Here is a 25157-nt window from a genome sequence, read left to right as displayed (position 1 = left end):
TGCGTTGATCGAATGTGTCAGGCGAGGGTGGGGTCGACCATCACCTTGGCTGGATGCGATCCGGTTCGCATCGCCTCGAAGCGGGCGGGCAGGTCGGTGAGCGAGATCGTGTCTCCGATCATCGCGTGCGGCTCCATATGGCCCGCCTCCAGCGTGTCGAGCACTTCGCGGAATTCGCTGCGGCCATAGGCGACGGAAAAGCGGATCGTCGCTTCCTTGATCATGCCGAAGAATGGCACGATCGGGTCGGGTTTCATGCAGCCGCCCAGCGACAGGATCTGGCCGTTCCAGCCGACGAGCTCGATGGCCTGCTGCAACAGGCCGGGGGCGCCCGCGCCCTCCACCACGATATCGGGCGCGCCGCCCAGCAGTTCGGCCACGCGTTCGTTCAGCCCTTCGCCGGTCGTGACAAGCCCGTCCGCGCCCATGGTGTCGACCAGATCGGCCCCGCGGCGCGTGCGCGCAATGGCGGTGATCCGGCCCACGCCTTTTTGCCGCAGCCAATAGATGGCGCCCGCCCCGATGGCGCCTGCGCCGATCACCGCGATGCGGCTGTCGGGCGCGATCTCCAGCCGCCGGATGCCGCGCAGCGAGGAGGCCAGCGGTTCGACCAGCGCGCCATCTGTAAAGCTCAATGCATCGGGCAGGCGAAAGCTGGCGCGGCCATCGACCAGCGCATATTCGCTATAGCCGCCTGCCATCGAGCGCATTTGCGCGCATTGCAGCGGCGCATCGGCGCGGCAGGCGGGGCAGGTCCCGCAACCCGCGATGGGGAGCGCGGTCACCCGGTCGCCCGGTTTCAGTCCGCTCTCCGCTCCAGCTTCCACCACTTCGCCGGCATATTCGTGCCCCGGGGCAGTGCCGGCGGGCATGTCGAAGGGCGAGCCGCCCGTCATCGACAGGTCGGATGCGCAAATGCCGCAGCGGCACACGCGGATCACCGCCTGCCCAGCGGCGGGGCGCGGAATCTCGCGCTCCTCGATCGCCAGTGGCTTGCCGGCACCTTCGAAAATGGCGCTGCGCATCGATTTCTCTCCCTTGTCGTAGCTATGCATACGGCTATAGAGTACGCGAGCGTACTATTCCAGCCTGACGAGACGGGCGGAGACAATGGGAGAGAAGAATGTCGAACCCTCCGCCGCTTCAGCGATATGAGGACGTGACCGCCGCATGGGTCGAGCAGGCGCTGGCCCGCGATTTTCCCGGCGCGCGGGTCGCGGCGGTCCGGTACGGGCCAATATTCGGCTATAAGCGCAACAAGTTCCGGATCGAGGTCGATTATGCCGATGGCGCGGAGCGGCCCGCGACCCTTATCGTCAAGAGCAATTTCCCGGGCGAGAACGATCCGCAGACGGGGTCCGCCTGGGCGATGGCGAATGAATTGCGCTCGCTGCGCGATCTGGTGCCGATGGTCGATGCGCCCGCCATGCCCCATTGGCACCACATCAATGTGACAGAGGACGCCTCCGACATCGTGATGGAGGATTTGTCGCCTAGGGGCGCGACCTTCTTCGATGCCTATCGCACGCTGAACCTGGGGCAGGCGATGGGTTTTGTCGATGCCTTTGCCCGCATGTATGCGAGTCGATGGGACAGCCGCGCCTTTGCCGAAGGGGGCGAAATGGGCCCCGAAACGCTGGCGGGTGAAAACCGCAGGCTGGTGAACGAGGTCTATTTCCCCGGCTTCTTCCAGCCCGAAAGCTGGCAGTCATACATCGAACTACCGCGCGGGCGCGCCTTGCCCGCCGCGTTTCAGGACATGGACAGGGCCAAGGCGACGTGGGACGCGATGTGGGGCGTTTTGAAATCGGCGCCGCTGGTTATGGTGCATGGCGACGAACACCTCGGCAATCTGTTCGTCAGCGCCGATGGCACGCCGGGCGTGATCGACTGGGTCGCCCGGCCCGAACACTGGCCCATCGGGCTCACCTATTTCATGCTGTGCAGCCTTGACGTGATCGACCGCCGCCGCTGGGACCGCGCGCTGATCGAGCATTTCGTGACCCGGCTGAAAGCGCATGGCGTGGCGCATCCGCCATCGGTGAAGGAGGCATGGTTCCTATACCGCTGCACCTGTTTCTATCCGGTGATGACATGGCTCAACAATAGCGGGATCTGGCAGCCCGAGGCGGTCAATACGGTCAACGCCGTGCGCGCCGCATTCGCCGCGATCGAGCATGATTCCATGGGTCTTCTGGGCGCCTGACGCGCTAGAGCCGCATCGGCAGTTCGAGCCAGCGGTCATAGACCATGTCGCGGTGAGTGAGCAGGATCGGGTCCACCGCCGCAAGTACCTCTGCATCCTTCAGCCCATAGCTGTCGTGTAGTTCGGGGCTGGTTGGGCACAGATCAATCGGAAGCGGGCGCACCATCGCCATGAAGCAGGCCGAATAGATGTCGAGCGCGCTGAGCTCGCCGAAATAGAGATCGCAGCCTGCCGCGCGCTGGCTGCGCAGCCGTTCGCCCAGCAGGGTGAGCACGGCGATCATGCGGTGGCGGCAATGGGCCATATCGCCGCCATGGCCATATTTGCCGCGCATGCGCACAAGCCCCTTGTTTGCGTTGATTTCGGGGCTGTCGGGCAGCGAATTGAAATGAAACAGGCGGCGGTTCCAGCCAAAGCCATCCTCGTCGCATAATTCGTGCAGCATGCCGAACATTGCTGCGCGCTCGGCTTCGCGCACGGGGATCAGCGCCGGCACGGGCGCGATGCGCTCGACAAGGGCAATTATCGCGCTCCACCCATCGCGGGGCGGCTCGTCGTTCCAGATAGCGATGGGGCTGTTGTTGAGGCCGGTCCAGCGGACCAGCTCCTCATTCGCTTCTCCCGGAAACTGCGCGACACGCAAATGGTCGATTCGCTTGACCCGCAGCATTCCCTTTGCCGCCTCGCTCCATGGATTGGGCACGCCTTCCGTCACGACGAGGCGCATGGCCCGCGCCTTGCATGCGTCGTCGACCGTCGCCTTGTCTGACGGCATCGCTACTCTCCTCTTGCAGCCCGCTTCGGCGGCGCCACGGGCCTCATCCGCGTCCCATCGAACTTGCGGCGCGCAAATATTGTATGCTAGCTATCTATCTAGCGGCGGAGGCCGAACGAAAGCAATGAGGAAAGGGATGGGAATGGCGGCAGCCGACGCGCAGATGGCGCGATCTCAGGGGCCAGAATTCGTGGAGGATGGCTTTCTGGCGATCGCCGATTACCCCGATCATTTCGCCCGCACCGTGCCCGACCGGCTTGCGCTTGCCGATGACCGGCGCGGCTGGACCTATGCCGAGCTTGACCGCGACTGCGACCGCTTCGTCGCTCTTTTGCAGCATTATGGCGTAGGCGTGGGAGAGCGTTTTGGCTGGCTGGGCAAGAACGATGCGCTTTTCATCATCGCCCATATCGCGGCGGCGCGCTGCGGGGCGGTGATGGTGCCGATCAACTGGCGCAATACCGCGCCGGAGGTCGGCTATGTGCTGGAGGATTCCGCGCCGCGCCTGGTCGTCGCCGACAGCGAATTTTCATCCACGCTCGATGCTGCCGACGCCGTGGGCCTGCCGCGCCTGCTTACCGATGACGATGGCCCCGAAGGGCTGCGCGCCCGACTGGCCGCCTACGACCCTGCGCCGCGTGCCGATTACGATGCGATGGCCCCGTTCCTCCAGCTTTATACCAGCGGCACGACGGGCAAGCCCAAGGGCGTGATGACATCCCAATATGCCATGTCCTTCATGCGCCATGGCGAAAAGCTGCTGCCCGGTTTTGCAGGCTGGGGCGATGACGAGATGCTGCTCTCGCCGTTGCCGGTGTTTCATATCGGCGGGCTGTCATGGGTGCAGACCGCGCTGTGCCGCGGCGTCACGGTTCACGTGACGGCGGATACGACGCCGGCGGGCCTCCTCGACCTGTGCCTCAGGCATGGCATCACCCGCACCTTCATGGTGCCGACGCTGGTGCGCGCGCTGATCGAGGAGATGGACGCGCGCGGGGTCAGGGTAGAGACGCTGCGATCCATTCATTACGGCGCGGCGTCGATGGACCCGCAATTGCTGGAAAAATCGGTCGACCGTCTGGGTTGCCGCTTCCTCCAATATTACGGAATGACCGAGATCGGCGGATCGGCCACCGTGCTCCAGCCCGAGGATCACGATACATCCCGCCCGCATCTGCTGCGATCGGTCGGGCGTCCGATGCCGGGCGTGACGATCGAGATCCGCGATCCCGAAACCGGGCGGCGCCTGCCGGTCGACACGCCGGGCGAAATCTGGCTTGCCTCGCCCAGCCTGTTTTCCAGCTATTGGAAGCGGCCGGAAGATACTGAAAAGGCCATGGAGGGCGACTGGTACAAATCGGGCGATGGTGGGCGCATCGATGCCGATGGTTATCTGTTCCTGACCGACCGGATCAAGGACATGGTCGTGTCGGGCGGCGAGAATGTCTATCCGGCAGAGGTGGAATCGGTGCTGCGCCAGCATCCCGCCATTCTCGATTGCGCGGTATTCGGACTGCCGCACCCGAAATGGGGTGAGGGAGTGACTGCCGGGCTCGAACTGCGGCCGGGGATGGCGGTGACGAGCGAAGAGGTGATCGCCTTCGCGCGACAGTCGCTGGCCGCGTACAAGGTGCCGCGCCGGATCGAGATCGGCGTGACCTTGCCGCGCACCGCCGCAGGCAAGGTGCAGCGGGGCAAGCTGCGCGCGCAGTTCATCGCCCAGATGGAGGACAGCTGATGGGCGCGCCCATGTACCTGATCGCGCAGCTGGAGCTGTCCTATGGCGGCGTCGCCGAATTCATGGCCGTCGCGCCAAAGGTGCGCGCCGCCATGGAGCAGCGCGGGTGCAAGATGATCCATGCGTTTTCGCAGGAAACCGGCAGGCTCAACACCTTTGTCCATATCTGGCAGCTCGACAGCGCCAACAGCTATGTCGATGCGGTCGCAGACCTGCGGCAAAGCCCCGAGATCGGCGATATCGTCGCATCGCTGGCGAAATCCGTGGTGAACGAGACGCTGACCCTGGCCAGCGCCTTGCCCTATGGCCCCGACGCCGCCTGAATTCAGGCGGTAAAGCGGGCCGAGCAGCGGTCGAGCACCACCACGCCGCGTTCCTTGGCAATGGCGCGGAAGCGGATCTGCCCGTCGCCCTGTTCGAAGAATTCGCACACGATCGTTTCGCCCGGCATCACCGGCTTGCTGAAGCGCACGAACATCGATTTCAGCCTGCTTGCGTCATTGCCGCAATAGGCTTTGAGGATCGCGCGCGTGGCGATGCCATTGGTGCAAAGCCCGTGCAGGATCGGCATGTCGAAGCCTGCTTTTTGCGCCAGATCGGGATCGGCGTGGATCGGGTTGTAGTCGCCGCTCAATCGATAGATCAGCGCCTGCCGGGGCAGGGTCGCGATCTCCACCACCTTGTCGGGCGCGCTCTCGGGCAGTTTTTCGGGAGCGGCGGGCGAGGTGCCAAAGCCGCCTTCGCCGCCATTGCCGCGCAGGAACAGGGTGGAGCGGACCGTCGCCAGATGGCTGTTACCGGCTTCGTCATACAGTTCCTTGGCCTGGTGCAGCAGCGCGCCACGGCCCTCGCCCTTGTCCTCTATTCCCATCACCGAATATTCGCCGCGAATCGCGCCGGTCGCGGGCAGGGGGCTGTGGATGGTGAAGTCCTGCTCGGCGTGGAGGATCTTGACCCAGTCGATCCCGAATTCCGGCTTTTGCGCCCAGAACCCCGGATGGCACAGCACATTGGCATAGGACGGCAGGCAGGTGAGGTCCTTTTCATACACGAAGGGCAGTTCCGACCGGTCAAGCGGATCGGCGCCGCAACCGAGGCCCAGGGCGTAAAGGATCGTGTCGCGAAAATCGTAGGACTGGACGATCGGCTCGATCGTCATGGTGCGAATGCGCTCGATGTCCACTGGTGTCTCCCGTCGTCTTATGACCGCATCTAGTGTGCATGCGTACTAATAGCCGGACGCCAAAGTGACAAGTCGTTTCTGGACATAATATACTAGCATACTATATAAGGGAGCCATGACGCCGGGCTGAATGGAAGCCTGGCATATCGACCGGGCGAAGAACCGGCACATCGGGAAGGACAGCGTGATGGAACATGCTAAGGTCAAGGGGCGCGGCGGGCCCGAATATCGGGACAGCCCGTCGCATCATTTTCAGGAAATCGCAGCAGGCGATGCCAATCCTGCGCCTGAATTGTTCCGCGAATATGCCCAAAGCGACCTGCCCGACCGCGCCGTGCCGCGCGCGCGCTATACCTCGCACGCCTTCGCCCAGTTGGAGCGCGAGCGCATGTGGTCGCGCGTCTGGCAATTCGCATGCCGCGAAGAGCAGATCCCCGAAGAGGGCGATTGCCACGTCTATGAGGGGCCGGGCGCTTCGATACTTGTCGCGCGCGGTGACGATGGCGAAATCCGCGCCTTCTACAACAGCTGCCCGCATCGCGGGATGAAACTGTGCGAGGGCGACACCAGCGTCGCCAAGATCAAGTGTCCGTTTCATTCCATCGCGTGGAAGCTCGACGGGTCGGTCGACCATGTTCCCGCGCGCTGGGACTTCAACGACACCTCGATGGAGGAGCTGAAACTGCGCGAGATCCGGGCCGAGCTGTGGCAGGGGTTCGTCTTTATCAACCGCGATCCGGCCGCGCCGCCGCTGTCCGAATATCTGGGCCGGCTGGTCCCACATTTCGAGGGGTGGAATTATTCGGACCGCTATGTCAGCGCGATCATGCGCCGCCCGATGCTCGCCAATTGGAAGACTTGCGTGGAGGCGTTCCTCGAGGCCTATCACCTGTCGGGCATCCACCCGCAGGCGCTGCCCTTTGGCGGCGAATCGAGCACGCAATATGACGTCTGGCCGGGCGAGCCGCATGTCAGCCGTTTTCTCGAACCGGTCGGCATTCACAGCGACCAGCTGCCCAAGGCGCTGAGCGAGCAGGAGATCATCAATTTCGCCACCCGCGTCGTCGCGGGGGCCGATAGCGAACTGCCCGAACTGCCCGAAGGCATGACCGCGCGGCAGGCGATGATCGCGGGCATGCGCGCCACCTATACCGAAATGCACGAGCATGATTATTCGGGCCTTTCGGACGTGGAGGCCGCCGATGCGATCCAGTATCACCTGTTTCCGAACATGGTGATCTTCCGCTCGCTCCCTTATCCCTTTGTCTATCGCTTCCTGCCCGACCGAAACGATCCGGGCCGCACCATGTTCGAATTCTGGGTGTTCCGCCCAAAGCCTGCCGACGGCGAGGTGCCCGAAGCGAAGATCGTGGAGCTGACCGACGACCAGAGCTTTGCCGAAGCCGGGGTGCTGCCCGACTGGCAGGCCCATATCTACGATCAGGACGCCGACGGGCTTGCCGCCTGCCAGAACGGGATGCGCGATGGCGGCGACATGCCGATCCGCTTTACCAGCTATCAGGAATCGCGCCTGCGGCTGCTGCACCACACGCTGTCGCGCTATGTCAGCGACAACCCGTGCGACGCTCCAGGGTTCTGAAGCGGGCTAACGACTCAGACAGTGTGCCGCACGAATTCCGCGCCGGACCCGTTCGGGTTGCGGCGCGGATGCGTATTGACAGGCCATGCGACAATAAGGTTATCTAGCGCACGATATCGACCGCATCGCAACGGCGGCGAAACACGCAAGGGAGAGTACATGCTGAAAACGCCCGAGGACCGCAGCTTCCTGGCCGAACTGACCGATGGCGTGCTGCGTCTTTCCTTTAACCGGCCCGAATTCGGCAATGCCATTCCATCGCAAAACGTGCCCTTGCTGACCGATCTGTTCCGCAGCGCGCAGGACAATCCCGCAGTGCGCAGCATCTTGATCCGGGGCGAGGGCAAGGTGTTCTCCGCAGGCGGGGACGTGGCAGCGTTCGGCCGCTCCGTCGAACAGCCGAAGGACGAGCGTGCCGCCGACTTCGACCGGCGCCTGCGCATCGCGGCCGACCTTGCCAAGGCGATCCATGCGTTCGAGGGCGGCATCGTGACCGCCGTGCGCGGGGCGGCGGCGGGTGCGGGACTATTCTATCCGCTGGTCGCCGATGTCGCGATCGGCGATCCCAGTGCATGTTTCGTGTTCGCGCATCAGCGCGTCGGCCTTACCCCCGATGGCGGGCTGACCACCGTATTGCCGCAGGTCGTGGGCGTGCGCATGGCAAGGAACCTGCTGATGACCTCGGCCAAGGTCGATGCCGAAGAGGCGCTGCGGCTTGGCATGCTGACCGAGATCGTGGCGGCAGAGGAGCTGGACGAACGCGCGATGAAGGCGGCGCAGCGTCTGGCACGCGCACCGCAGCTGGCGCTGAAGATGGCCAAGCACCTGATCAATGCCACGCCCGGCGCCACGCTCGATGCGATGCTGGAAGCCGAAACGGCCGGCATCGTCGGATGCGTCGCCGACGATGATTTCGAAGAGGGCGTGCGCGCCTTCCTTGAAAAGCGGGCGGCGCGCTTCCCCTCGGCTGCCTAGGCGGGGGGCACTTCGTCGACGAGATAGATCGTCGTCACCGCCCCGCGCTTTCGCGCCTCGGCATAGGGGCGATATTCCTCCGATGCGAAAAACGCCTGCGCCGCCTCCACCGAGGGGTAGGACACGATCGCCACCGTCTGCGGCACATCGCCATCGCCCTCCAGCTGGATCGGCGCGCGCGACAGCGCCATGTATTTCCCGCCCGCCTTCTCGATCAGACCCGGCACATTGGCGCGGTAATCGGCCACCCATGCCGGATCGGTGCAATCGAGGATGACGACCATATAGGCGGTCACGCCGGTTCCGTGGCCAGCGCCGCCTGGTGCATCAAATAGCTGTACTCGTTCCAGCTCACCTCCTGGCTCTCGCCATATCCGGTGCGGCCGTCCCAGTCCCATTTCACAAGGCCAAGGTGGCAGGTCATGTTCGACCACCCGCCCCATTCCGTCTGTGCGACCAGCGTGCCGGTGATGCGATAGCTCTCGCCCTTGTCGTCCTCGAACGTGTAATCATGGATGACAGGGGCGTGGCGCTCGCCGCTGCGACGGGTGATCTTGCTGGCGCTGACAATGCGGCGCTGCTCGCCGTTTTTCAGCACCCAGCCATCGTTGAAGATGCGCTGCGGGGCATCCATTACCCCCTGCCAGTCGGGATCGCGGGCGGGATCGTCATGCGATCCCACGTTGAAGGCGAAATCGGGGCCGAACGCGCCGGTCACCCATGTATAGGGCGGCACCGGCGCATTGCTTTCGGGCCGCAATTCGCCCCAGCTGCGATCGCGCACCGGGAAGCAGTCGACCGGATAGGTCCTGCCGCGCAGGGTCAGCGTGCCGGTGGCATGCATCAGCTGTTCGAAATGCTGGTTGTTGGCGCGCATCACCGGCACCTCCACCGCATCGAGCATTACATCGAACGCGCTCTGGCGCGAAGGGTCGTCGAAGGTCAGCCGCACCTTCTCAAGCGCCTTGACCGGGGTCACGGTAAAGCCGTTGGGAAACCGGATCGTGCCGTCTTCCCCGATCACCTCCATCGACAGATAGTCGCGGTAATCGAACAATTCGCAGGCCATGTGGCTGGGCTTGTGCCCCTGATAGATCATCAGCCCGCCCGAGCACATCTTGAGGTTCGGATGCACCCAGCAATAGGCGAAGCAATTGATGGCCGCCTCGGGCACATGGAAATTCCAGAACCATGTCTCGGTCAGCGTATCGCCTGCGGGGCCGGTGCCGTGAAAGAACTCGTCCGCCGGTTTATGCAGGCCAAAGCCGCCGCCCAAATTGCTGTTCCAGTCCGTGTCCGACATGCGGTCCTCTCTCTTAGTGCTTCGCTGCTGTCGCGCGCGTTTAATCGTACGCTAGACTACGACTGCGCTGCGATCAATCCGGCAGTAATGCCTGATACAATAAAGTAAGCAGACGTACCTTTTTTTCTGGACCCTCCAGGTAAAGTCGTTAATAAGCGTACTATCCGGTCGCCATGCATAATTGCAGTCGGCCGGTCGCTGATGGGAGAGGGCCATCGGCGGAAATAAGAAAGCATAGGAGAGGTACTTAGGATGCGTATCGTGCAAGCCGTCAGCCTTGGCGCTATCGCCATTTCCCTGGTGAGCAATCCCGCCCAGGCCCAGTCTTCGACCGCCCCCGCCGAGCAGGACGCGGAAACCACCGCACCTGCGGCTACGGGCCCACAGGAAATCATCGTCACCGCGCGTAAGCGCGATGAGACGCTGATCTCCGTGCCGGTCGTCGTCACGGCCGTTGGCGGCGAGCAGCTTGCATCGCAGGGCGTGACCAATCTTGACGGCATCGCGCGCATCACGCCGCAGCTGATGGTCGGCAACCAGGGCGGTTCGGTCCAGGGCGGCAATATCAACATCCGCGGTATCGAGGGGCCCGACCAGAACCCGTTCGGCGATTCGGCCGTATCCTTCAACATCGACGGGGTGCAGGTGACCAAGGCCACCGTGCGCCGCATGAGCGATTTCGACATGGCGCAGGTCGAGGTGCTCAAGGGGCCGCAGGCACTGTTCTATGGCAAGAACAGCCCGGCTGGCATCATCTCGATCCACACCGCCGATCCGACCGACGTGTTCGAGGCCAAGCTTTCGGCCGGCTATGAATTCAATGCCGACCAGTTGCGGCTGGAGGGCTATGTCTCCAGCCCGCTGACCGATTCCATCGGCGTGCGCCTTGCTGGCGTCTATTCCGACATGAAAGGCGACCTCAAGGATCTCACGCCCAAGGATTCGCCCTATTACAACGGCAGCCGCAATCCCAATTCGGAAGACTGGGCCTTGCGCGGCACGCTGAAATTCGACGATGGCGGCCCTTTCGACGCCAAGCTCAAGCTCAGCTATGGCGAACTGAAGGGCAATGGTCCGGCCTCCACCACCGCCTTTGTCAGCTGCCCCTATGGCGCGCGTTTCAGCACCTTCCTTGGCGGCACGATCGACCAGTGTTCGGCCAGCGATGGCGCCAATTCGAACGCGGGCTATGGCACGGTGCTCGCCGACATCGGCGGCGACATCAGCCTGTTCCGTCCCGATGGCAAGAATTTCAACAACCAGGACCAGTTCCTGGGCGGGCTTGAAATGAATTACGAACTGGGTGCGGTGACGCTCACCTCGGTGACCGGCTATTACAAGGTCGATGTCGACCAATGCCAGAACTATGAGAACGACGATACCGTGCTGCTGCCCAGCTGCAATGTGCTCGGTATTGACGAATTCAGCCAGGAGCTGCGCTTCAACACCGATTACGACGGCCCGCTCAATGTCTCGGGCGGCGTGTATTTCGCCGACACCAGCGCCTCGACCGGGTCGATCACCTATCTGTTCGGCGGCAATTTCGACCTGATCGCCGAAGGGTTCGGCGGCCCGGAAACGCCTGCGCTGATCAACAACTACTTCTTCAAGCAGAAGGGCAAGGCGTATTCCGCCTATATGCAGGTCAGCTTCGAGCCGATCGACACGATCGAGATCGACGTCGGCGGACGCTACACGCGTGAGGAAAAGCGACTGCCGCTGGTCCTGTCAGGCGGCGGCCTGTCGGATGGCGTGATCCCGGGCACGACCTATTTCGACGAATCGCTGGTGATTCTGACTCAGGCCGAACTGGACGCTGCCGGCAATCCCGACAGCTATAATCTCGGCGTTCTGAAGACGCGCAAGGGCGCGTGGACCGATTTCTCGCCCGAAGTCACCGTCAGCTATCGTCCGAACCGCGATCTCACCGTCTTCGGTTCGTACAAGCACGGCTTCCTGTCGGGCGGGTTCAACTCGGGCTCGGTGACATTCGCTCCGCCGAGCGGCGTGCTCGACCTCAGCTACAACCCGCAGACGGTGAAGGGCTTCGAGGCGGGCTTGAAGGCCAATCTGCTGAATGGCGATGTCCGCTTCAACCTTGCTGCCTATAGCTACACGATCAACGACCAGCAGGTGACGGTGGTCTTCAACGCGACCAATTCGATCCGCAACGCCGGCGCATCGAAGGTGAAGGGCATCGAGGCCGATGTCACCTATCGCACGCCGCTCGATGGCCTCAGCCTCAATGCGGCGGCGGCCTATAACGACGGCAAATATTCCGAATATGCCAATGCGCCCTGCTATGGCGGGCAGACGGCCGAGCTGGGCTGTCGTGCCGACGGCACGCAGGACCTGTCCGGGACCGAGCTGATCCGCGCGCCCGACTGGAACCTGCAGGCAGGGTTCGATTACAAGGCAGAGGTGACCGATGGGCTCGAGCTGGGGATCAATGGCGGCGTCAAATATGTCAGCAGCTATCTCACCGATGCGTCCTCGGCGCCGAATGGCCGCCAGCCCGGTTATACGCTCGTCAATGGCACCATTCGCCTTACCCCGCCGGATGAAAGCTGGGAACTGGCGCTGATCGGGCGGAACCTGACCGACAAATATTACTTCGTTGCCAGCAGTCTCGTGCCCTTCGCTTTCGATCCGACCGGCACCGGGACCACGCTCGACCGCTTCGCCTCGCTCAGCCGCGGGCGCGAGGTCATGCTGCGCCTGTCCTACCGTTTCGGAGGTTAGGCACCACAAGCTTCTCCCCTGGCAGTTTCTGCCACGGACTGAAGGGGGTGACGGTCGATCCGTCGCCCCCCTTTTTTCGGCTGGTGACAGCGGGTTGGCGCCAATGAAAAGGGGCGGCCCGACCATCGTCGGACCACCCCTTCGTTGCGGTGCAGTTGCCTTCGGGATCAGAAATCGAAGCTGATTTCCCCGCCAAAGGTGCGCGGCGCGCCCGGGGCCGAGGAATAGGCCGAACCCGAGGCCTGCGCGTAATAGTTGATGTTGTACTTCTCGCCCGTGATGTTCTTCATCCAGAACCGGAAGGTCACGTGGTCGTAATCTTCGGGCGTGAACGAGATCGATCCGTCCATCAGGAAACGTGACGGTTCGAAATACACATTGTCCGCATCCCAGGGATATTTGTCGGACCAGCTGGCCGACAGGTTGAACCGGGCACGACCTGCGCCCGCGAAGTCATGCTCGTAATCCATTCCGCCCGAGAACTTCCACTTCGACGCATAGGGCAGGCGGTTGCCCGAACAATCGGTGGTCAGCTGGTCGATATTGCCCGGCGCGACATCCGAATATTCATAGGTCGCGCAGTCGAGCGTGCCATTGCCGTCGACATCGCCGAAGCCGCGGAATTTCGCATCGAGATAGCTGCCCGCGACCCGGAACGTCAGCCCGTAGACCGGCGCCCAGCTGAGATCGAGCTCGACGCCCTTGGTCCGCGATGCTTCCGCATTGGCGAGGAAGACGAGGCCGTTGCGCTGCGCCTGGATCTGCGGGTTCTTGATGTCGTTCCAGAACAGGGCACCGTTCAGGCGGACATTGCCGCCGAATTCGGTCTTGAAGCCGATTTCATAAGCATCGACCACTTCGGGGTTCAACGCCGGCAGGTCGAGCGGCAGAGTGTTGAACGTACCCGCCTTGTAGCCGCGGCTCAGCGAAGCATAGAGCAGCGCATCGGCGGTGACCTTATAATCGGCCGCGGCGCGCCACGTCAGCTTCTTGTACTTGCGGCTATGGTTCGGATTGTCGCCATCGACGATTGCCACGCCATTTGCGCCGCCATAGTCGTTATTGGCATCGAACTGCTGCGCCCTGATGGTCAGCGGATCGGGGCCGAACACGCCGGGCAGGAAAGTTATGTCGGTGGTGCCGGTGCCCGTCACCTTGTCGATCGTATAGCGCAGGCCGCCGGTAATATTGAAATTGTCGGTGACCGGATATGTCACCTGACCGAAGGCGGCATAGCTCGAAACGTCCTGACGCCCCCTGATATCGAGGTAGTCGATCCCCGCCATGTCGGTGCCCGGGCCATAGATCGTGGTCGGATTGAACCCGCCCTTGGCGTCGAGGTAATAGAGTCCGAGTATCCATTCGACCGGCGACATGATCTTGGACTTCAGCTGGAATTCCTGGCTGAATTGTTCGTCGATGACGTTGAGGTCATAGCGCAGCCAGTTGTAGTCGCTGTAATTTCCGGCCGAGTAATACAGCTCGTCCGATTTGCGCCAGGCGGTGATGCTGGTGAAATCGGCAAAGCCGAGTTCGACATCGAGCTTGCCCGAAAAACCGTAGCCCTCGTTGTCGTCATACTGCTCTTCGGCAAGCGAGACATCGTAGAAGCCAAGCTGCGGCAGGACCTGCGATGGATCGGGCATGGCGCCCGGCACGATCGGGAAGCCGTTATGCGCGGCATCGGGCGAACCGCCGACGGTGCCGGGGAAGGGACGCGAATAAATGCCGATCTGGCTGTGCAGGTTGACGTAATAGCCGACGAGCTTGAGGTCGATCGTGTCGGTCAGGTCGAACAGCAGCTTGCCGCGGGCGCTGAAATGGCGGCCCTTCCAGTAATCCTCGCCGCCATCCTGATAGCCGAGCGAAGTGTCCAGCGGATCGACCAGCTTCTTGTTCCGGCCCCAGCCTTCGCCCTGGTCGTTGTAGCTGAGCGCGATATTGGCCGCGACCCGGTCGCCGATCGGCATGTTGGCATAAAGCGACGCGTCCATCGTCTGGTAATTGCCATAGCCCAGCGTCGCCTTCATTTCGGGGCTGCTGGTATCGGGGTCCTTGGTCACGATATTGATAACGCCGCCCGATGCGTTGCGTCCGAACAGCGTGCCCTGCGGACCTTTCAGAACTTCGACCCGCTCGACGCTGGACAGGTCGAAATAGGCAAACGAGGCGCGGATGAAATAGACATCGTCGATATAAACCGGGACCGATGCCTCGTTACCGGCCGTGGTGACGGGGTTGCCGACGCCGCGGATGAAGGTCGTCACCGTGCCGGTCGCCTTGCCGATCTGCAAGGCGGGGTCGACCCGGTTGAGGTCGGCGACTTCGGTTACGCCCTGCACCGCCAGTGTCTCGCCCGAGATCGCGGTCACGCTGAGCGGCGTTTCCTGCACGTTCTGGGCGCGTTTCTGCGCGGTCACGACGATTTCGGCCAGGCCGCCCGATTGCGTGTCCTGTGCCTCGGTGTCCTCGGCGGTGTCCTGCGCCTGGGCAGCGAGCGGCCATGCCAGCGCTGCCGTGCAGCCCAGCAGTATCGCGAAATGCCGACGCAATTTCGGTTCTGAATATGTCATTGTCTTCCCTCACCCAATTGCCTTGCGACGCGCAAAGGGCGCATCGAGACAGATCATGAGGGCCCGCCCATCCGATCCACGCGGTGGTTCCGGGCGAGGCCTCTCCCACTCTTTTTCCGGCTTTACAAACCGGTATCTTCATCGGGTCTTTGCCCGCTCCACCATGCGACCGATAAATGATACGGAAGCGCATGATAAGCTAATGTACTAGTTTTGTCGGGTCCCGCGGTCAATGCGTTTAGCGCCCTGCAGCCGCCGCCAGCAGGACCCTGCGCAGGAACGTTGCAAAAATAGCACGCATGATTACCAGTCCAGAGCGGGCAGGCCATCGTCCAGCCGGTCGGGAAATTCGGGCAAGCGCTTGTCGAGAAAGCTTTTCGCACCCTCCCGAATATCGGAGGATCGCATACGTTCGTGCAGCAGCCTGCTTTCGATCGCATGGGCGGCGTGCGGGTCGGGTGCCCCGGCCATGCGCCACAGTAGCCGCCGCGTCAGCGCGACCGAGACCGGCGCGGTATGTGTCGCGATCTCTTCGGCAAGGGCGAAAGCTGCGGGAATCAGGGCGCTTTCCGGGTGGACCGCGCTGACGAGTCCCGCCGCCAATGCTTCGGATGCATCGACGGTGGCGCCGCGCAGCATCCATTCCATCGCGCGGGGCAGTCCGACGATGCGCGGCAGGAACCAGCTCGAAGCCGATTCGGGCACGATGCCGCGCCGCACGAAGGGCAGGACGAATTTTGCCGTGTCCGATGCGATCCGGATGTCGGCGGCAAGCGCCAATGTAACGCCCATGCCCGCTGCCGGGCCGTTGAAGGCGACGATCACCGGCTTGACGCAATCATAGAGCCGCAAAGTGATGATCCCGCCGAAATCGCGGAACGGTTCTGCCTGCGTGTCGGCGGCGGCAGCGAAGGTGCCCTTTGACGCCGACAGGTCGGCCCCGGCGCAAAACGCCCTGCCATTGCCGGTGATGACGATGCAGCGCACGGCCTGCTGGCTTTCGGCCCGGTCGATCAGCTCGATCAGCGCCGCGCCCATTTCCCTGGTGCAGGCATTCAGCTTGTCGGGCCGGTTGAAGCGTATGACCGCAGTGGGGCCGTCTATTTCGAAGAGCACGGAATGCTCTGCGCCGGTTTTCTCGCTGTCGCCTGAAATGACGCTTCTCCTCTTGCCCAAAGGTTGCAGTATGCAAGCTTACGATCTATCGAGGAGGTCATCAACCATGAGATCGGCAAGGCCGACCAGAGACGGAGCGGATCGTGAATATGGCGCAGAAGATTGGCGTAGGTATCATCGGCGTGGCACCGGGCCGAAGCTGGGCCGCGATTTCGCACATACCGGCGCTGCGATCGCTGGACGATTACGAGATTGTGGCCCTGTCGACGACCCGGATGGAAAGCGCGCGGGCCGCAGCTGACGAGTTCGGCGTGGACAAGGCTTATGACAACCATCACGATCTTGTGAACGATCCGGCGGTCGATCTGGTCGTCGTTACGGTTAAGGTGCCGCATCACCGCGAACTGGTCACCGCCGCGATTCAAGCGGGCAAACATGTCTATTGCGAATGGCCGCTGGGCAACGGGCTGGCAGAGGCCGAGGAAATGGCCGCGCTGGCCGAGGCGAAGGGCGTTGTCGCCGCTGTCGGCATGCAGGCGCGTTCGGCGCCGGTGTTCCGCTTTCTCAAGGACCTCATCGCCGATGGCTATGTCGGCGAGGTGCTCTCGCTCTCTTTGATCGGGTCGGGCATGAACTGGGGCGCGGCGGTCGACCAGCCCAATGCCTATACATTCGACAAGGCGAATGGCGCGACCATGCTCTCCATCCCATTCGGCCATACGATGGACGCGCTGTGCCAGTGCGTGGGCGAGGTGAAAGAGGTCGAAGCCATGCTTGCCAATCGGCGCACGAGCGCGGTGCTGGTGCCTGATAATACTCCGCTGGACCTGACGGCCGAGGACCAGGTGCTGGTCAATGCGCTGTTCGAGGGCGGCGCGGTGGGGTCTATCCATTATCGCGGCGGGGTCTCACGCGAAACCAACATGCTGCTCGAGATCAACGGGACAGAAGGCGACATCGTCATCACCGGCCCGGGCGGCCATGCCCAGCTGTTCGACCTTTCCATCAGCGGGGGAAAGGGCGAGGACCAGGCAGTCGCGCCCATGGAGGTTCCCGCGAAATATAGCTGGACCGCAGAAGCCCCGGCGCTGGTGCAGAACGTGGCGCAGGCCTATGCGCTGCTGGCAGGCGATATCCGTAGCGGCACGCATGACTGCCCCGATTTCGAGGAGGCGGTGAAGCGTCACCGCCTGCTTTCCGCCATCGAGAAATCCGCCGCGTCCGGCACGCGGACGCAGGTTTAAGGGGAGAAACGCAGATGGCCACGATTCCCCTGTCGCAAATTCCCGAATCCGGCGCCTCGATCATCGAGGTGGAGGGCAAGCGCGTCCTCGTCTGCCGCAATGGCAATGCCGTGCTGGCGATGGACGAAACCTGCCCGCACCAGGACCTGTCGCTCGAAGGGGCAAGGGTGCGGCGCGGGTCGCTGTTCTGCCCGCATCACGGCGCGCGCTTCAGCCTTGAAGACGGCCGCTCGCTGTCGCCGATGACCGATTGTCCGTTGAAATTCTATCCCGTCGCGGTTTCGGGCGAAGAGGTCGAGATCACGCTCTGACCCGTACCCCAGCGGATCGCGCGGGCAATTATCTCGCGGTATTCGGGCACGGTCCATGGGCCGCGGATGGCCGGAATCTCGTCTATGAACGGGCGCAGGTCATAGGGCCCGCATGCATGGCCGGGCGCGACATAGAGCGCTTCGCCGTCGCCCAGCCGGTGCAGGATGATCTGCGGGCGCTCCTCGTCCTCCAGCCACGGTCCGCGCACATAACCCGGCGCTTCTCCGGTAAAGCGCGCGCTGGCCAGCACCTCGACCTCGCCGCGCAGCTCCATGACATAGGGTTCGTCGGTAACCCGGAACGGCGCGATCCCGGCTACGAGCGGATGATCCGAACAGGGCGCGATCTCGATCTCCTGCATGGCGAGATGCGAGACGAAGCGGCAGCCCAGTATGTCCATATAAGCGCCCTCCTTGTCGGGCGTGTCTGTCAGGCCGGGCAACCGGATGCCGCCGATATCGACTGCCGGCGGCCTGAATTCCGTATAGGCCGCGCTGCCATGGATGGCGAGCCAGCGCCCACCGCGCCGCAGGAACGCTTCCAGCGCGGTGCGCCCGGCAGCATCGGGGAACACATTGCTGGAATAGGTGAGAAGGAAATCGGTTTCTCCCAGCGCGTCGGCATGGCTCCAGTCGCTGTCGCAGCGCACGAGATTGAGCGGATCTGCCGACAGCATCTCGAGAAGTTCGCGGCGCACGTAATCGGCATCGTGGAATTCCGCGCCAACGATCAGCTGGACCCTGTTCCTGCCTGTCATGCCATTCTCCCCTCTTTCCGGTCGTGGGCATTGCGGCCATTGCCGGAATAATGCAGCGCAAGATGGTAAGCCTGTATACGAAAAGCAAGCAGCGATTGGCGAGCATTCGCACAGCTCCCCTATTGCCAAACCGGGCGGCCCCTCTACCGTAAAGCCGCGCCTGTACGATGGAGAATGGATGTTGGCAGCCAGGGACGAGGTGGAAAATGTCGATCCGATCAAGTCCAGCCTGCCCTATCTTCTCCAGGTCGCGGGCAGGCTGCAGGGTGCGCTCTACAGCGGCAGGACGGCCAGCTGCGAGGTGACGCCCGCGGGCGCCTATGTGCTGTACGAACTATCGCAGCGCGAACCGTTGACGCCCAAGGACCTGTCCGAGCGGCTTCGCCTTGGCCCCGCCGCCATCGGCCAGACGCTGACGCGGCTGGAGCGCGACGGCTTTATCACCCGGCGGCGCTCGACGAGCGATCGCCGCTGGGTCGAGGTCATGATGACCGATCTTGGCCGTGAGACCGAACCGCGCCTGCGCGAGGCGAGCGAAGTGCTGATCGCCGAGGTGCAGGCGGTGCTGGGTCCCGACGGAGAACGCGCGTTGCGCGAAACGCTGCTTCAGCTGATCGCCTTCTTGGGTGACAAGGCTGCCGAGGAGGGGGCGATAAATCGCGCGCGGATCGCGAAAGTCACCGGTTCCGACATGTAAGGCGGGGCGCTCAGCGCGCCTCCAGAGCCGCGACGATGCGGCCTGCCGTGTCCTGCGCGACCGCGTCAAGAATAGCGGGCAGCAGCAGGTTCATGATCGGGCCCGACCCGCCCGATGCGCTCACCTCCAGCCTGCAGGCGAGCGTGGTGCGGCGGCCGGCGGGGCCGGCTCTGGCAAGGGGTGTCGCCGGTCCGTCCGACGCGTGTTCGCCGCCCCGCCGGGTCAACAGGCGCAACAGCCAGCGCATGGCTGCCAATGCGATGCGCTTCACGACGGAATCCGTGCGAACGGGCGCATCGTCGCTGGCGGGAACGGGCGCGCCGATGCCCGCAACCGTGAATTCGCCGCCGCCAGCAAAGGGTTCGTTTACACCGGTGAGCGTGAAGGCGATCCGTTCGGACGCTTTCCATTCGGTGACGGCGACATCGATCTCGGCGATCCGGGTCAGCCCGGCAAGCTCGCCCTTTACCGTCCAGCGCGAATGGCGCTTGTCTGTTTTGACATGGCTTTCATAGCCGGTAAGCAGCGGCGCCCAATTGTCCATTTCCGAAATAAATGCCCATGCCGTCGCCGGATCGACGGCAGCACTGCGGGTGATGCGGATTTCGGGCATGTCAGAACCGGTTGGCGCCGGTGGCGGCGTGACGGCCCGCCAGATAGCCGAAAGTCAGCGCCGGGCCGATCGTGCCGCCCGCGCCCGGATAGGACATGCCGGTAAAGCTCGCCATGGCATTGCCCGCGGCATAGAGCCCAGCGATCACGCCGCCGGTCGTGGAGCGGACCTGCGCATTGCCGGTAACGCGCGGCCCGCCCCGCGTGCCGAGCGCGCCGATGCGCAGCTCGCAAGCATAGAATGGCGGCTGGTCGAGCGGGCCAAGTGTCCTCAAGGCGCCGTCGCGATCCGGGTCGCCGTAATAACGGTCATAGGCGCTTTCCCCGCGGTGGAAATCGGGGTCGGTGCCGGCCTTTGCGTGTGCGTTGAAGCGGGCGACCGTCGCCTCCAGCCCATCGGCATCGACCCCGATACTGTCGGCCAGTTCGCGCAGGGTGGGGGCGCGGGTCAGCCAGTCTGGCACCGGGTCGCCGGGCATGCGGGTCATGAAGGTATATTTGTCGAGGAAAGCGTGGTGGATGACGATCCACGCCTTGGCATTGGGGAATTCGAAGGTCTGCGGATCATGCTCGCGCATGGCGAGGCAGACGTCGTGATAGCTCAGCGCCTCGTTCACAAAGCGCTGGCCGTGCGCGTTGACGATGATCGAGCCGGGGGAGTGCCGTTCGGCCGAGGTGAGCCGGTTCAGCTGCCGCCCCTCGTATTCCTCGCCGGGTATCCGGATCGAGGCATGGAACCAGGCCTCGCTCATATTGCCCAGCTCGGCGCCTGCGCCCATCGCCATCTTCAGGCCGTCCCCTTCATTGAAGGGCGGGCTGAGCGGTGCGATCTCGGGGCCGAAGATGAAATCGCGGACCAGTTCATCGTTCCATTCGAACCCGCCCGAGGCGATGACGACGCCGCGCCGCGCGCCGATGCGCTGGCGGCCATCGGCGGTCTCGACCACGACGCCGACCACGACGCCATCCTCCATCACCAGTTCGCGCACGCGCATGCCCATTTGCATGCCGATGCCCTTGTCCTGCGCCGCCGCGATCATGCCCGCCATCAGTGCATGGCCGGTTCCGACAAGATCTTTCGCCATGCGGTCGGCGATCATCTGCGGGTCGAGCAGGTTCGTCTTGCCATCGTTCACATCGGCGAGCGAGACGGGGAAGGGGAAATGCGGGCTCATCCTGAGCGCCGGGCGCAATTCGCCCAGCTCGCCAGCGGGAAAGACGCGCGCGGTCAGCGAGCGGCCGGTCTTCCCGCCTTCGAATTCCGGGTGATAGTCGGGGATCGTCAGTGCGACGAATTCCAGCTCGGTCTCCGCCTCCAGGAAACGGATGACATCGGGCGCGGTGTCGACATAGGTTTCGCACAGGGCCTCGTCCATCTTGCCCAGCGACAGGCGGCGCAGATAGGTGAGCGCCTCCTCGCGCGAGTCCTCGGCCCCCAGCTCTTGCATGTGATGGTTATTGGGGATCCACGGCAATCCCCCCGAAACCGCGCTGGTCCCGCCCAGCTTTCCGGATCTCTCCAGAATCAGCACCTCTGCCCCGTGGCTGCGCGCGCTGAGCGCGGCCGACAGCCCCGCCGAGCCCGAGCCGATGACAACCACATCGGTTATCTGATCCCAGCTTTCCTGCATTTTCGCTCTCCCGGCGGGCCTTTGGCCCTGTTCATTATGCTACTATAATGATAGCGAGCGTACGACCCTGTCAATCGAAATAAAAGACGGGCCATGGCCCCGCGCAAAGCCGAGGAGGCGTGCGCGACCAGCGCCCGGTTTCTGGATGGATCGCGCAGGGCATACAGAATTTGGCGGGTGCCGGACGCTGTCCGATTGCGCCGTTCAGGCGGAGCGGGGATGGTCGCGCCGCGCGATGAAATGAAAAGGCAAGTGGGAGAGAGGCTTGATGGCACGGTTTGAAGAAAAGGTGGCGCTGGTTCTGGGCGCGTCCGATCCCGCCGGGATCGGGGCCGCGACGGCGCGCAGGCTTGCCGCCGATGGCGCGCAAGTGGTGGTCGCCGCACGCCGCGCCGGTGGCATCGCGGCGCTGGCGCGGGAGATCGGCGGCCATGCGATCGCATGTGACATCACCGAAGAGTCATCCGTCGCGGCTCTTGCCGATGGCGCCATCGGAAAATACGGCCGGCTCGACATCGCGATCAATTGCGCTGGCGCAAATGCCGGGGGCGCGATCGACGACATCACCGAAGCGGATTTCCTGCCGCAGGCGCGGCTGCACCTGTTCGGGACCGCCTATTTCATCAAGCAAATGGCCCGGTGCATGAGAGCTGGCGGATCGATCCTCACCACCAGCTCGGTCACGGCCTTTCACGCAGGGCCGGGACTGGCCGTTTATTCGTCGACCAAGGCGGGCGCGGATCAGATCGTCAGGGTGGCGGCGGCCGAATATGGCGCGGCAGGCATCAGGGTGAACGCAATCGCGCCGGGATTTACCCGGTCAGGGATTACCGAGGCCTATTTCGAATATGGCACGATGATCGACGCCTTTGTCCGCGAAACGCCGCTTGGGCGATTGGGCACGGTGGATGACATCGCCGCCGCGATGGCATGGTACAGCAGCGATGAATGTTTCGCGACCGGCCAGATCGTGCAGATCAATGGCGGCAACACGCTCCGCCGCATCCCGACGCAGGCAGAGATGTTTCCAAGCTAAGCGGAGCGGGCGCGCCGTCAGGCCGGGTCAGGGGACGAGCGGTCTGATCGGGTCGCTGCCGTCCCAGTCCCGCGCCGCATCGCGCATGGCCGCGAAGATTGCGGCGGTTTCGGGATTGCCCGATTCCGAAATTTCGCAAATCGTCGCGCCGGGCGTGCTTTCGGTTTCGAAATAGGCGAAGCGCACGCCCCCGATGGCGCCTTCCTGCCATGCCGCGCCATGGCGTGCGATGGTCTGCGCATAGACCGCATCATAGCCCGCCGTGTCGTGGAAGGCGGAAACATGGTTCAGCCCCTCGCGCCCGGAAACGAGGAATTCGCGATACATGCTGGGCGCAGCATTGTGCTGGTGGATGATCTCGATCTGCAGGTCGCCGCTATAGCCAAAGGCGATCGAGAGCACCGGCGGCTCCGATTTCACCCCGCGCAGGCGAAAGCCTTCGACCGGCGTGTCGGTGAAATAGAAGAACGGGCCGATGCCCTGCACCTCGGTCCAGTGGCGCAGCGTGCCCATGAAGTCGTGGACCACGATGCCCAGTTGCCGGGTCGGTCCGAATATGCGGCTCATGCATTCTCTCCCTTGCGCGGATCGCGCCAAATGGGCCCGCGCGCCTGTACCCGGCCAAGCATGCCATTGGCGGCATATTCGGGCGTCTCGTCGGGATCGAAGGGCAGTCGTTCCTGCCCCGGATAGCCGATCAGGCGGCGCACCTCTTCGTTGATGTAATAGCCGTGGGCGACCACTGCCCCCAGCGCGGCGAACAGCTCGGGCTCGTCCTCCAGAAAGGCGCGCAGCCAGGGCTCGCTCTCATGCCCCGCCGCGCGGTTCAGCACCTGCGCGAGTTCGGGCCTGAGATCGGGGCGATAGCCGATCACCGTGTCGAGCATGGTGCCAGCGATACCGATTTCGCTGGCCGCCGGCATTTTCCCATAGGCAGGCGCAAGTATATCGGCGAGCCTCGCCAGCGTTTCGCGCTGGCTTTCGGTGAACCCGGCGCTCACGCCGCGCTCCGGATGTCGCGGCGGCGCGCGACGATGCGTTCGGCATTGCGCAGCGCCAGCGCGCAGATTGTCGCCGTGGGGTTCACCCCGCCCGAGGTCGGGAACACGCTGCCATCGAAGATGAACAGCCCCGGCACGTCATGCGCCTCGCCCCAGCGGTCGACGACCGAGCTGGCCGGATCGTCCCCCATGCGCGCGGTGCCAAGGAGATGCGCGCCCATGTCGGTATCGGGGATCTTCTGCGTGCTATGCGCGCCGGCCGCCTCCAGTGCCTCGGTCGCGCGTTCCAAGTGAAATGCCGACAGGCGGCGGGCATTGTCATCGACGCGAAAGCGGATCCTGGGCGCAGGCAGTTCGTCGCTATCGGTCAGATCGCCGCTGAGGGTTACGCGGTTCTCAGGGTCGGGGAGGTCTTCATAGATGATGCTCCATCCCATCGACTTGCCGAACCAGACGTCGGTGTTGCGGTGCATCTGTTCGCCCCAGCCATGGTCGTATGGGGCACCTGCGACCCCAGCGTGAAAGGCCATCGGCCCAGCGCCCGGAAACAGCTGCCATTTCGCGCCGCGCAGGAACCCGCGCGAGGCGTCGGTGTCGTAGAATTCCATCGAATAGAGATGCTGCCCGAACGGTCCGCGCCAGCTTTGCAAATCCTCTTCGAACGCGCCGATCACCACGCTCATCCCGTGCATCATCAGGTTCCGCCCGACGAGGCCCGAGCCATTGGCAAGCCCGCCCCGAAACCGGCCCGTCTCGCTCATCAGCAGAAGCCGGGGCGTACCGATGCCATTGGCGCACAGGATGACGATGCTGGCGCGCTGGAAATGGCGGTCACCCATCCGGTCGATCCATTCCACGCCGCTGGCGTGCCCGGCGGCATCGGTCTCGACCCGGCTGACCCGTGCGCCAGTCACAAGCCGTGCGCCCAGCGCGATGGCATCGGGCCAATGGGTGATGTCGGGCGTGGATTTGGCCTGTTCGGGGCAACCGGAATTGCAGGTGCCGATCCGCTGGCACGGGTTCAGCCTGCCATGGGGCCTGGTCGCGATGGCGCTGTTCCCCACCCACCAGTGCCAGCCCAGCTTGTCCATGCCCTTGATCGCGGTCATCCCGGTCTTGCCCACGGGCAGCGGCGGCATCGGGTAGTCCTTGCCCCGGCGCGGCGGATAGGCGGGATCGCCGGCAAGGCCAGAGACGCCGACGACTTCCTCGACGCGTTCATAGAACGGCTCAAGCTCCCAGTAATCGAGCGGCCAGTCCGCCGCGACGCCATCCAGCGAGCGCACACGGAAATCGGATGGCGTCAGGCGCGGCCATGCGGCGGAATAGAGAATGGCCGAACCGCCCACGCCATTGAACATGGCGGCGGGTATCTCGCTTTCGCTTTCATCGACCGGATAATCGCTGGCCAGAAGCCGGACATTGGGACGCCAGTGGTATTTTTGCGCGGCCATCAGTTCCCAAAGTGGCTTATCGCCGACATGCGCGCCATGGTCTGTCCAATCGCCCTGTTCGAGGCAGGTCACGCTCATCCCCGCCTCGGCCAGCCGCTTGGCCGCCACCGCGCCCGACGGACCGGCCCCTACGATCACCACGTCGACGGTATCATTGCTGCCTGTCATGCGCCCCGCTCCTTCTATCCGTTCGGTCCCCACT

The 25157-nt window shown here is 63.7% G+C and carries 23 protein-coding genes; 10 read left to right on the top strand and 13 right to left on the bottom strand.

Going from position 1 to position 25157, the window contains the following annotated elements; translation table 11 throughout:
* Nucleotides 1-17: 17 nt before the first annotated feature.
* Entirely contained in the window at nucleotides 18-1025 is a 1008-nt protein-coding gene (locus A9D13_RS04695; protein ID WP_066770843.1) for an alcohol dehydrogenase catalytic domain-containing protein, read from the bottom strand.
* Nucleotides 1026-1123: 98 nt separating this feature from the next.
* Between A9D13_RS04695 and A9D13_RS04690 the strand changes: the two genes are divergently transcribed.
* Nucleotides 1124-2206 (top strand): phosphotransferase, encoded by a 1083-nt coding sequence (locus A9D13_RS04690; protein WP_066770840.1) that lies wholly within the window; start codon nucleotides 1124-1126, stop codon nucleotides 2204-2206.
* A gap of 4 nt (nucleotides 2207-2210) precedes the next feature.
* Here A9D13_RS04690 and A9D13_RS20780 read toward each other — a convergent pair whose 3' ends face one another.
* Nucleotides 2211-2981, bottom strand: coding sequence for a hypothetical protein (locus A9D13_RS20780; protein WP_066770837.1), 771 nt, complete (start codon nucleotides 2979-2981; stop codon nucleotides 2211-2213).
* A 142-nt stretch (nucleotides 2982-3123) separates the two neighbouring features.
* Here A9D13_RS20780 and A9D13_RS04680 point away from each other — a divergent pair, with 142 nt between their 5' ends.
* Nucleotides 3124-4719: a class I adenylate-forming enzyme family protein gene (locus tag A9D13_RS04680; RefSeq protein ID WP_172808101.1), complete on the top strand. Its 1596-nt coding sequence runs from the start codon at nucleotides 3124-3126 to the stop codon at nucleotides 4717-4719.
* Nucleotides 4719-5042: an NIPSNAP family protein gene (locus tag A9D13_RS04675; RefSeq protein WP_066770835.1), complete on the top strand. Its 324-nt coding sequence runs from the start codon at nucleotides 4719-4721 to the stop codon at nucleotides 5040-5042. Before A9D13_RS04680 ends, A9D13_RS04675 begins: the two co-directional genes overlap by 1 nt.
* 2 nt (nucleotides 5043-5044) lie before the next feature.
* On the opposite strand, the gene A9D13_RS04670 is transcribed toward A9D13_RS04675, so the two are convergent.
* Nucleotides 5045-5902, bottom strand: a complete 858-nt coding sequence (locus tag A9D13_RS04670; protein ID WP_216635486.1) for a MaoC/PaaZ C-terminal domain-containing protein — start codon at nucleotides 5900-5902, stop codon at nucleotides 5045-5047.
* A 130-nt stretch (nucleotides 5903-6032) separates the two neighbouring features.
* Between A9D13_RS04670 and A9D13_RS04665 the strand changes: the two genes are divergently transcribed.
* On the top strand, nucleotides 6033-7502 hold the full coding sequence (locus A9D13_RS04665; RefSeq protein WP_066770830.1) for an aromatic ring-hydroxylating oxygenase subunit alpha: 1470 nt from the start codon (nucleotides 6033-6035) through the stop codon (nucleotides 7500-7502).
* A 159-nt stretch (nucleotides 7503-7661) separates the two neighbouring features.
* Nucleotides 7662-8477, top strand: coding sequence for an enoyl-CoA hydratase/isomerase family protein (locus A9D13_RS04660; RefSeq protein WP_066770827.1), 816 nt, complete (start codon nucleotides 7662-7664; stop codon nucleotides 8475-8477).
* On the opposite strand, the gene A9D13_RS20025 is transcribed toward A9D13_RS04660, so the two are convergent.
* Nucleotides 8474-8773: a DUF1330 domain-containing protein gene (locus A9D13_RS20025; protein ID WP_172808100.1), complete on the bottom strand. Its 300-nt coding sequence runs from the start codon at nucleotides 8771-8773 to the stop codon at nucleotides 8474-8476. The genes A9D13_RS04660 and A9D13_RS20025 overlap by 4 nt on opposite strands.
* Nucleotides 8770-9780 carry a DUF7064 domain-containing protein gene (locus A9D13_RS20775; protein ID WP_066770819.1) on the bottom strand — a complete coding sequence of 337 codons (1011 nt, stop codon included), beginning with the start codon at nucleotides 9778-9780 and terminating at the stop codon, nucleotides 8770-8772. The genes A9D13_RS20025 and A9D13_RS20775 overlap by 4 nt, the downstream gene beginning before the upstream one ends.
* Before the next feature lie 252 nt (nucleotides 9781-10032).
* On the opposite strand from A9D13_RS20775, the gene A9D13_RS04645 reads away from it, so the two are divergent.
* Entirely contained in the window at nucleotides 10033-12522 is a 2490-nt protein-coding gene (locus A9D13_RS04645) for a TonB-dependent receptor (protein ID WP_066770816.1), read from the top strand.
* Nucleotides 12523-12689: 167 nt separating this feature from the next.
* Here A9D13_RS04645 and A9D13_RS04640 read toward each other — a convergent pair whose 3' ends face one another.
* Together A9D13_RS04640 and A9D13_RS04635 are read right to left on the bottom strand one after the other, a co-directional pair.
* The gene (locus A9D13_RS04640) at nucleotides 12690-15095 is read right to left on the bottom strand and encodes a TonB-dependent receptor (RefSeq protein WP_066770814.1); all 2406 of its coding nucleotides are present in this window, start codon (nucleotides 15093-15095) and stop codon (nucleotides 12690-12692) included.
* 303 nt (nucleotides 15096-15398) lie between these two features.
* Nucleotides 15399-16211: an enoyl-CoA hydratase-related protein gene (locus A9D13_RS04635; RefSeq protein WP_229665557.1), complete on the bottom strand. Its 813-nt coding sequence runs from the start codon at nucleotides 16209-16211 to the stop codon at nucleotides 15399-15401.
* A gap of 149 nt (nucleotides 16212-16360) precedes the next feature.
* On the opposite strand from A9D13_RS04635, the gene A9D13_RS04630 reads away from it, so the two are divergent.
* Both A9D13_RS04630 and A9D13_RS04625 read left to right on the top strand, forming a co-directional pair.
* Nucleotides 16361-17455, top strand: a complete 1095-nt coding sequence (locus A9D13_RS04630) for a Gfo/Idh/MocA family protein (protein WP_066770811.1) — start codon at nucleotides 16361-16363, stop codon at nucleotides 17453-17455.
* Nucleotides 17456-17469: 14 nt separating this feature from the next.
* A complete protein-coding gene (locus A9D13_RS04625) occupies nucleotides 17470-17766 on the top strand; it encodes a Rieske (2Fe-2S) protein (RefSeq protein ID WP_066770808.1) in 297 nt (98 codons plus the stop codon).
* On the opposite strand, the gene A9D13_RS04620 is transcribed toward A9D13_RS04625, so the two are convergent.
* The gene (locus A9D13_RS04620; protein WP_066770806.1) at nucleotides 17721-18524 is read right to left on the bottom strand and encodes a ThuA domain-containing protein; all 804 of its coding nucleotides are present in this window, start codon (nucleotides 18522-18524) and stop codon (nucleotides 17721-17723) included. The genes A9D13_RS04625 and A9D13_RS04620 overlap by 46 nt on opposite strands.
* A gap of 178 nt (nucleotides 18525-18702) precedes the next feature.
* Between A9D13_RS04620 and A9D13_RS04615 the strand changes: the two genes are divergently transcribed.
* Nucleotides 18703-19221, top strand: a complete 519-nt coding sequence (locus A9D13_RS04615; RefSeq protein WP_066770803.1) for a MarR family winged helix-turn-helix transcriptional regulator — start codon at nucleotides 18703-18705, stop codon at nucleotides 19219-19221.
* Between the two features lie 10 nt (nucleotides 19222-19231).
* Here the strand turns inward: A9D13_RS04615 and A9D13_RS04610 are convergent, their stop codons facing one another.
* Nucleotides 19232-19834, bottom strand: a complete 603-nt coding sequence (locus tag A9D13_RS04610; protein WP_066770800.1) for an SRPBCC family protein — start codon at nucleotides 19832-19834, stop codon at nucleotides 19232-19234.
* Between the two features lies 1 nt (nucleotide 19835).
* Nucleotides 19836-21464: an FAD-dependent oxidoreductase gene (locus tag A9D13_RS04605; protein WP_066770798.1), complete on the bottom strand. Its 1629-nt coding sequence runs from the start codon at nucleotides 21462-21464 to the stop codon at nucleotides 19836-19838.
* 268 nt (nucleotides 21465-21732) lie between these two features.
* On the opposite strand from A9D13_RS04605, the gene A9D13_RS04600 reads away from it, so the two are divergent.
* Nucleotides 21733-22500, top strand: coding sequence for an SDR family NAD(P)-dependent oxidoreductase (locus tag A9D13_RS04600; protein WP_066770796.1), 768 nt, complete (start codon nucleotides 21733-21735; stop codon nucleotides 22498-22500).
* A gap of 27 nt (nucleotides 22501-22527) precedes the next feature.
* On the opposite strand, the gene A9D13_RS04595 is transcribed toward A9D13_RS04600, so the two are convergent.
* The 3 genes from A9D13_RS04595 to A9D13_RS04585 are packed head-to-tail and all read right to left on the bottom strand — an operon-like array spanning nucleotide 22528 to nucleotide 25123.
* Nucleotides 22528-23067, bottom strand: a complete 540-nt coding sequence (locus tag A9D13_RS04595; RefSeq protein WP_066770793.1) for a VOC family protein — start codon at nucleotides 23065-23067, stop codon at nucleotides 22528-22530.
* Nucleotides 23064-23501 carry a hypothetical protein gene (locus A9D13_RS04590; protein WP_066770787.1) on the bottom strand — a complete coding sequence of 146 codons (438 nt, stop codon included), beginning with the start codon at nucleotides 23499-23501 and terminating at the stop codon, nucleotides 23064-23066. Before A9D13_RS04590 ends, A9D13_RS04595 begins: the two co-directional genes overlap by 4 nt.
* Nucleotides 23498-25123, bottom strand: coding sequence for a GMC family oxidoreductase (locus A9D13_RS04585; protein ID WP_066770984.1), 1626 nt, complete (start codon nucleotides 25121-25123; stop codon nucleotides 23498-23500). Before A9D13_RS04585 ends, A9D13_RS04590 begins: the two co-directional genes overlap by 4 nt.
* Between the last annotated feature and the right edge of the window lie 34 nt (nucleotides 25124-25157).

The organism is Croceicoccus mobilis, from assembly GCF_001661965.1.
GTDB lineage: Bacteria > Pseudomonadota > Alphaproteobacteria > Sphingomonadales > Sphingomonadaceae > Croceicoccus > Croceicoccus mobilis.
The sequence above is the reverse complement of the archived record's forward strand: the minus strand, read 5'-3'. Positions and strand labels throughout refer to the sequence as shown.

Bases quoted from the DNA above. Each gene is read 5' to 3' on its own strand.
- A9D13_RS20775 (WP_066770819.1), bottom strand. From the start codon at position 9,780: ATGTCGGACACGGACTGGAACAGCAATTTGGGCGGCGGCTTTGGCCTG.
- A9D13_RS04595 (WP_066770793.1), bottom strand. From the start codon at position 23,067: ATGAGCCGCATATTCGGACCGACCCGGCAACTGGGCATCGTGGTCCAC.
- A9D13_RS04695 (WP_066770843.1), bottom strand. From the start codon at position 1,025: ATGCGCAGCGCCATTTTCGAAGGTGCCGGCAAGCCACTGGCGATCGAG.
- A9D13_RS20780 (WP_066770837.1), bottom strand. From the start codon at position 2,981: ATGCCGTCAGACAAGGCGACGGTCGACGACGCATGCAAGGCGCGGGCC.
- A9D13_RS04690 (WP_066770840.1), top strand. From the start codon at position 1,124: ATGTCGAACCCTCCGCCGCTTCAGCGATATGAGGACGTGACCGCCGCA.
- A9D13_RS04660 (WP_066770827.1), top strand. From the start codon at position 7,662: ATGCTGAAAACGCCCGAGGACCGCAGCTTCCTGGCCGAACTGACCGAT.
- A9D13_RS04630 (WP_066770811.1), top strand. From the start codon at position 16,361: ATGGCGCAGAAGATTGGCGTAGGTATCATCGGCGTGGCACCGGGCCGA.
- A9D13_RS04645 (WP_066770816.1), top strand. From the start codon at position 10,033: ATGCGTATCGTGCAAGCCGTCAGCCTTGGCGCTATCGCCATTTCCCTG.
- A9D13_RS04615 (WP_066770803.1), top strand. From the start codon at position 18,703: ATGTTGGCAGCCAGGGACGAGGTGGAAAATGTCGATCCGATCAAGTCC.
- A9D13_RS04620 (WP_066770806.1), bottom strand. From the start codon at position 18,524: ATGACAGGCAGGAACAGGGTCCAGCTGATCGTTGGCGCGGAATTCCAC.
- A9D13_RS04640 (WP_066770814.1), bottom strand. From the start codon at position 15,095: ATGACATATTCAGAACCGAAATTGCGTCGGCATTTCGCGATACTGCTG.
- A9D13_RS04585 (WP_066770984.1), bottom strand. From the start codon at position 25,123: ATGACAGGCAGCAATGATACCGTCGACGTGGTGATCGTAGGGGCCGGT.
- A9D13_RS04600 (WP_066770796.1), top strand. From the start codon at position 21,733: ATGGCACGGTTTGAAGAAAAGGTGGCGCTGGTTCTGGGCGCGTCCGAT.
- A9D13_RS04610 (WP_066770800.1), bottom strand. From the start codon at position 19,834: ATGCCCGAAATCCGCATCACCCGCAGTGCTGCCGTCGATCCGGCGACG.
- A9D13_RS04680 (WP_172808101.1), top strand. From the start codon at position 3,124: ATGGCGGCAGCCGACGCGCAGATGGCGCGATCTCAGGGGCCAGAATTC.
- A9D13_RS04605 (WP_066770798.1), bottom strand. From the start codon at position 21,464: ATGCAGGAAAGCTGGGATCAGATAACCGATGTGGTTGTCATCGGCTCG.
- A9D13_RS04675 (WP_066770835.1), top strand. From the start codon at position 4,719: ATGGGCGCGCCCATGTACCTGATCGCGCAGCTGGAGCTGTCCTATGGC.
- A9D13_RS04665 (WP_066770830.1), top strand. From the start codon at position 6,033: ATGGAAGCCTGGCATATCGACCGGGCGAAGAACCGGCACATCGGGAAG.
- A9D13_RS04625 (WP_066770808.1), top strand. From the start codon at position 17,470: ATGGCCACGATTCCCCTGTCGCAAATTCCCGAATCCGGCGCCTCGATC.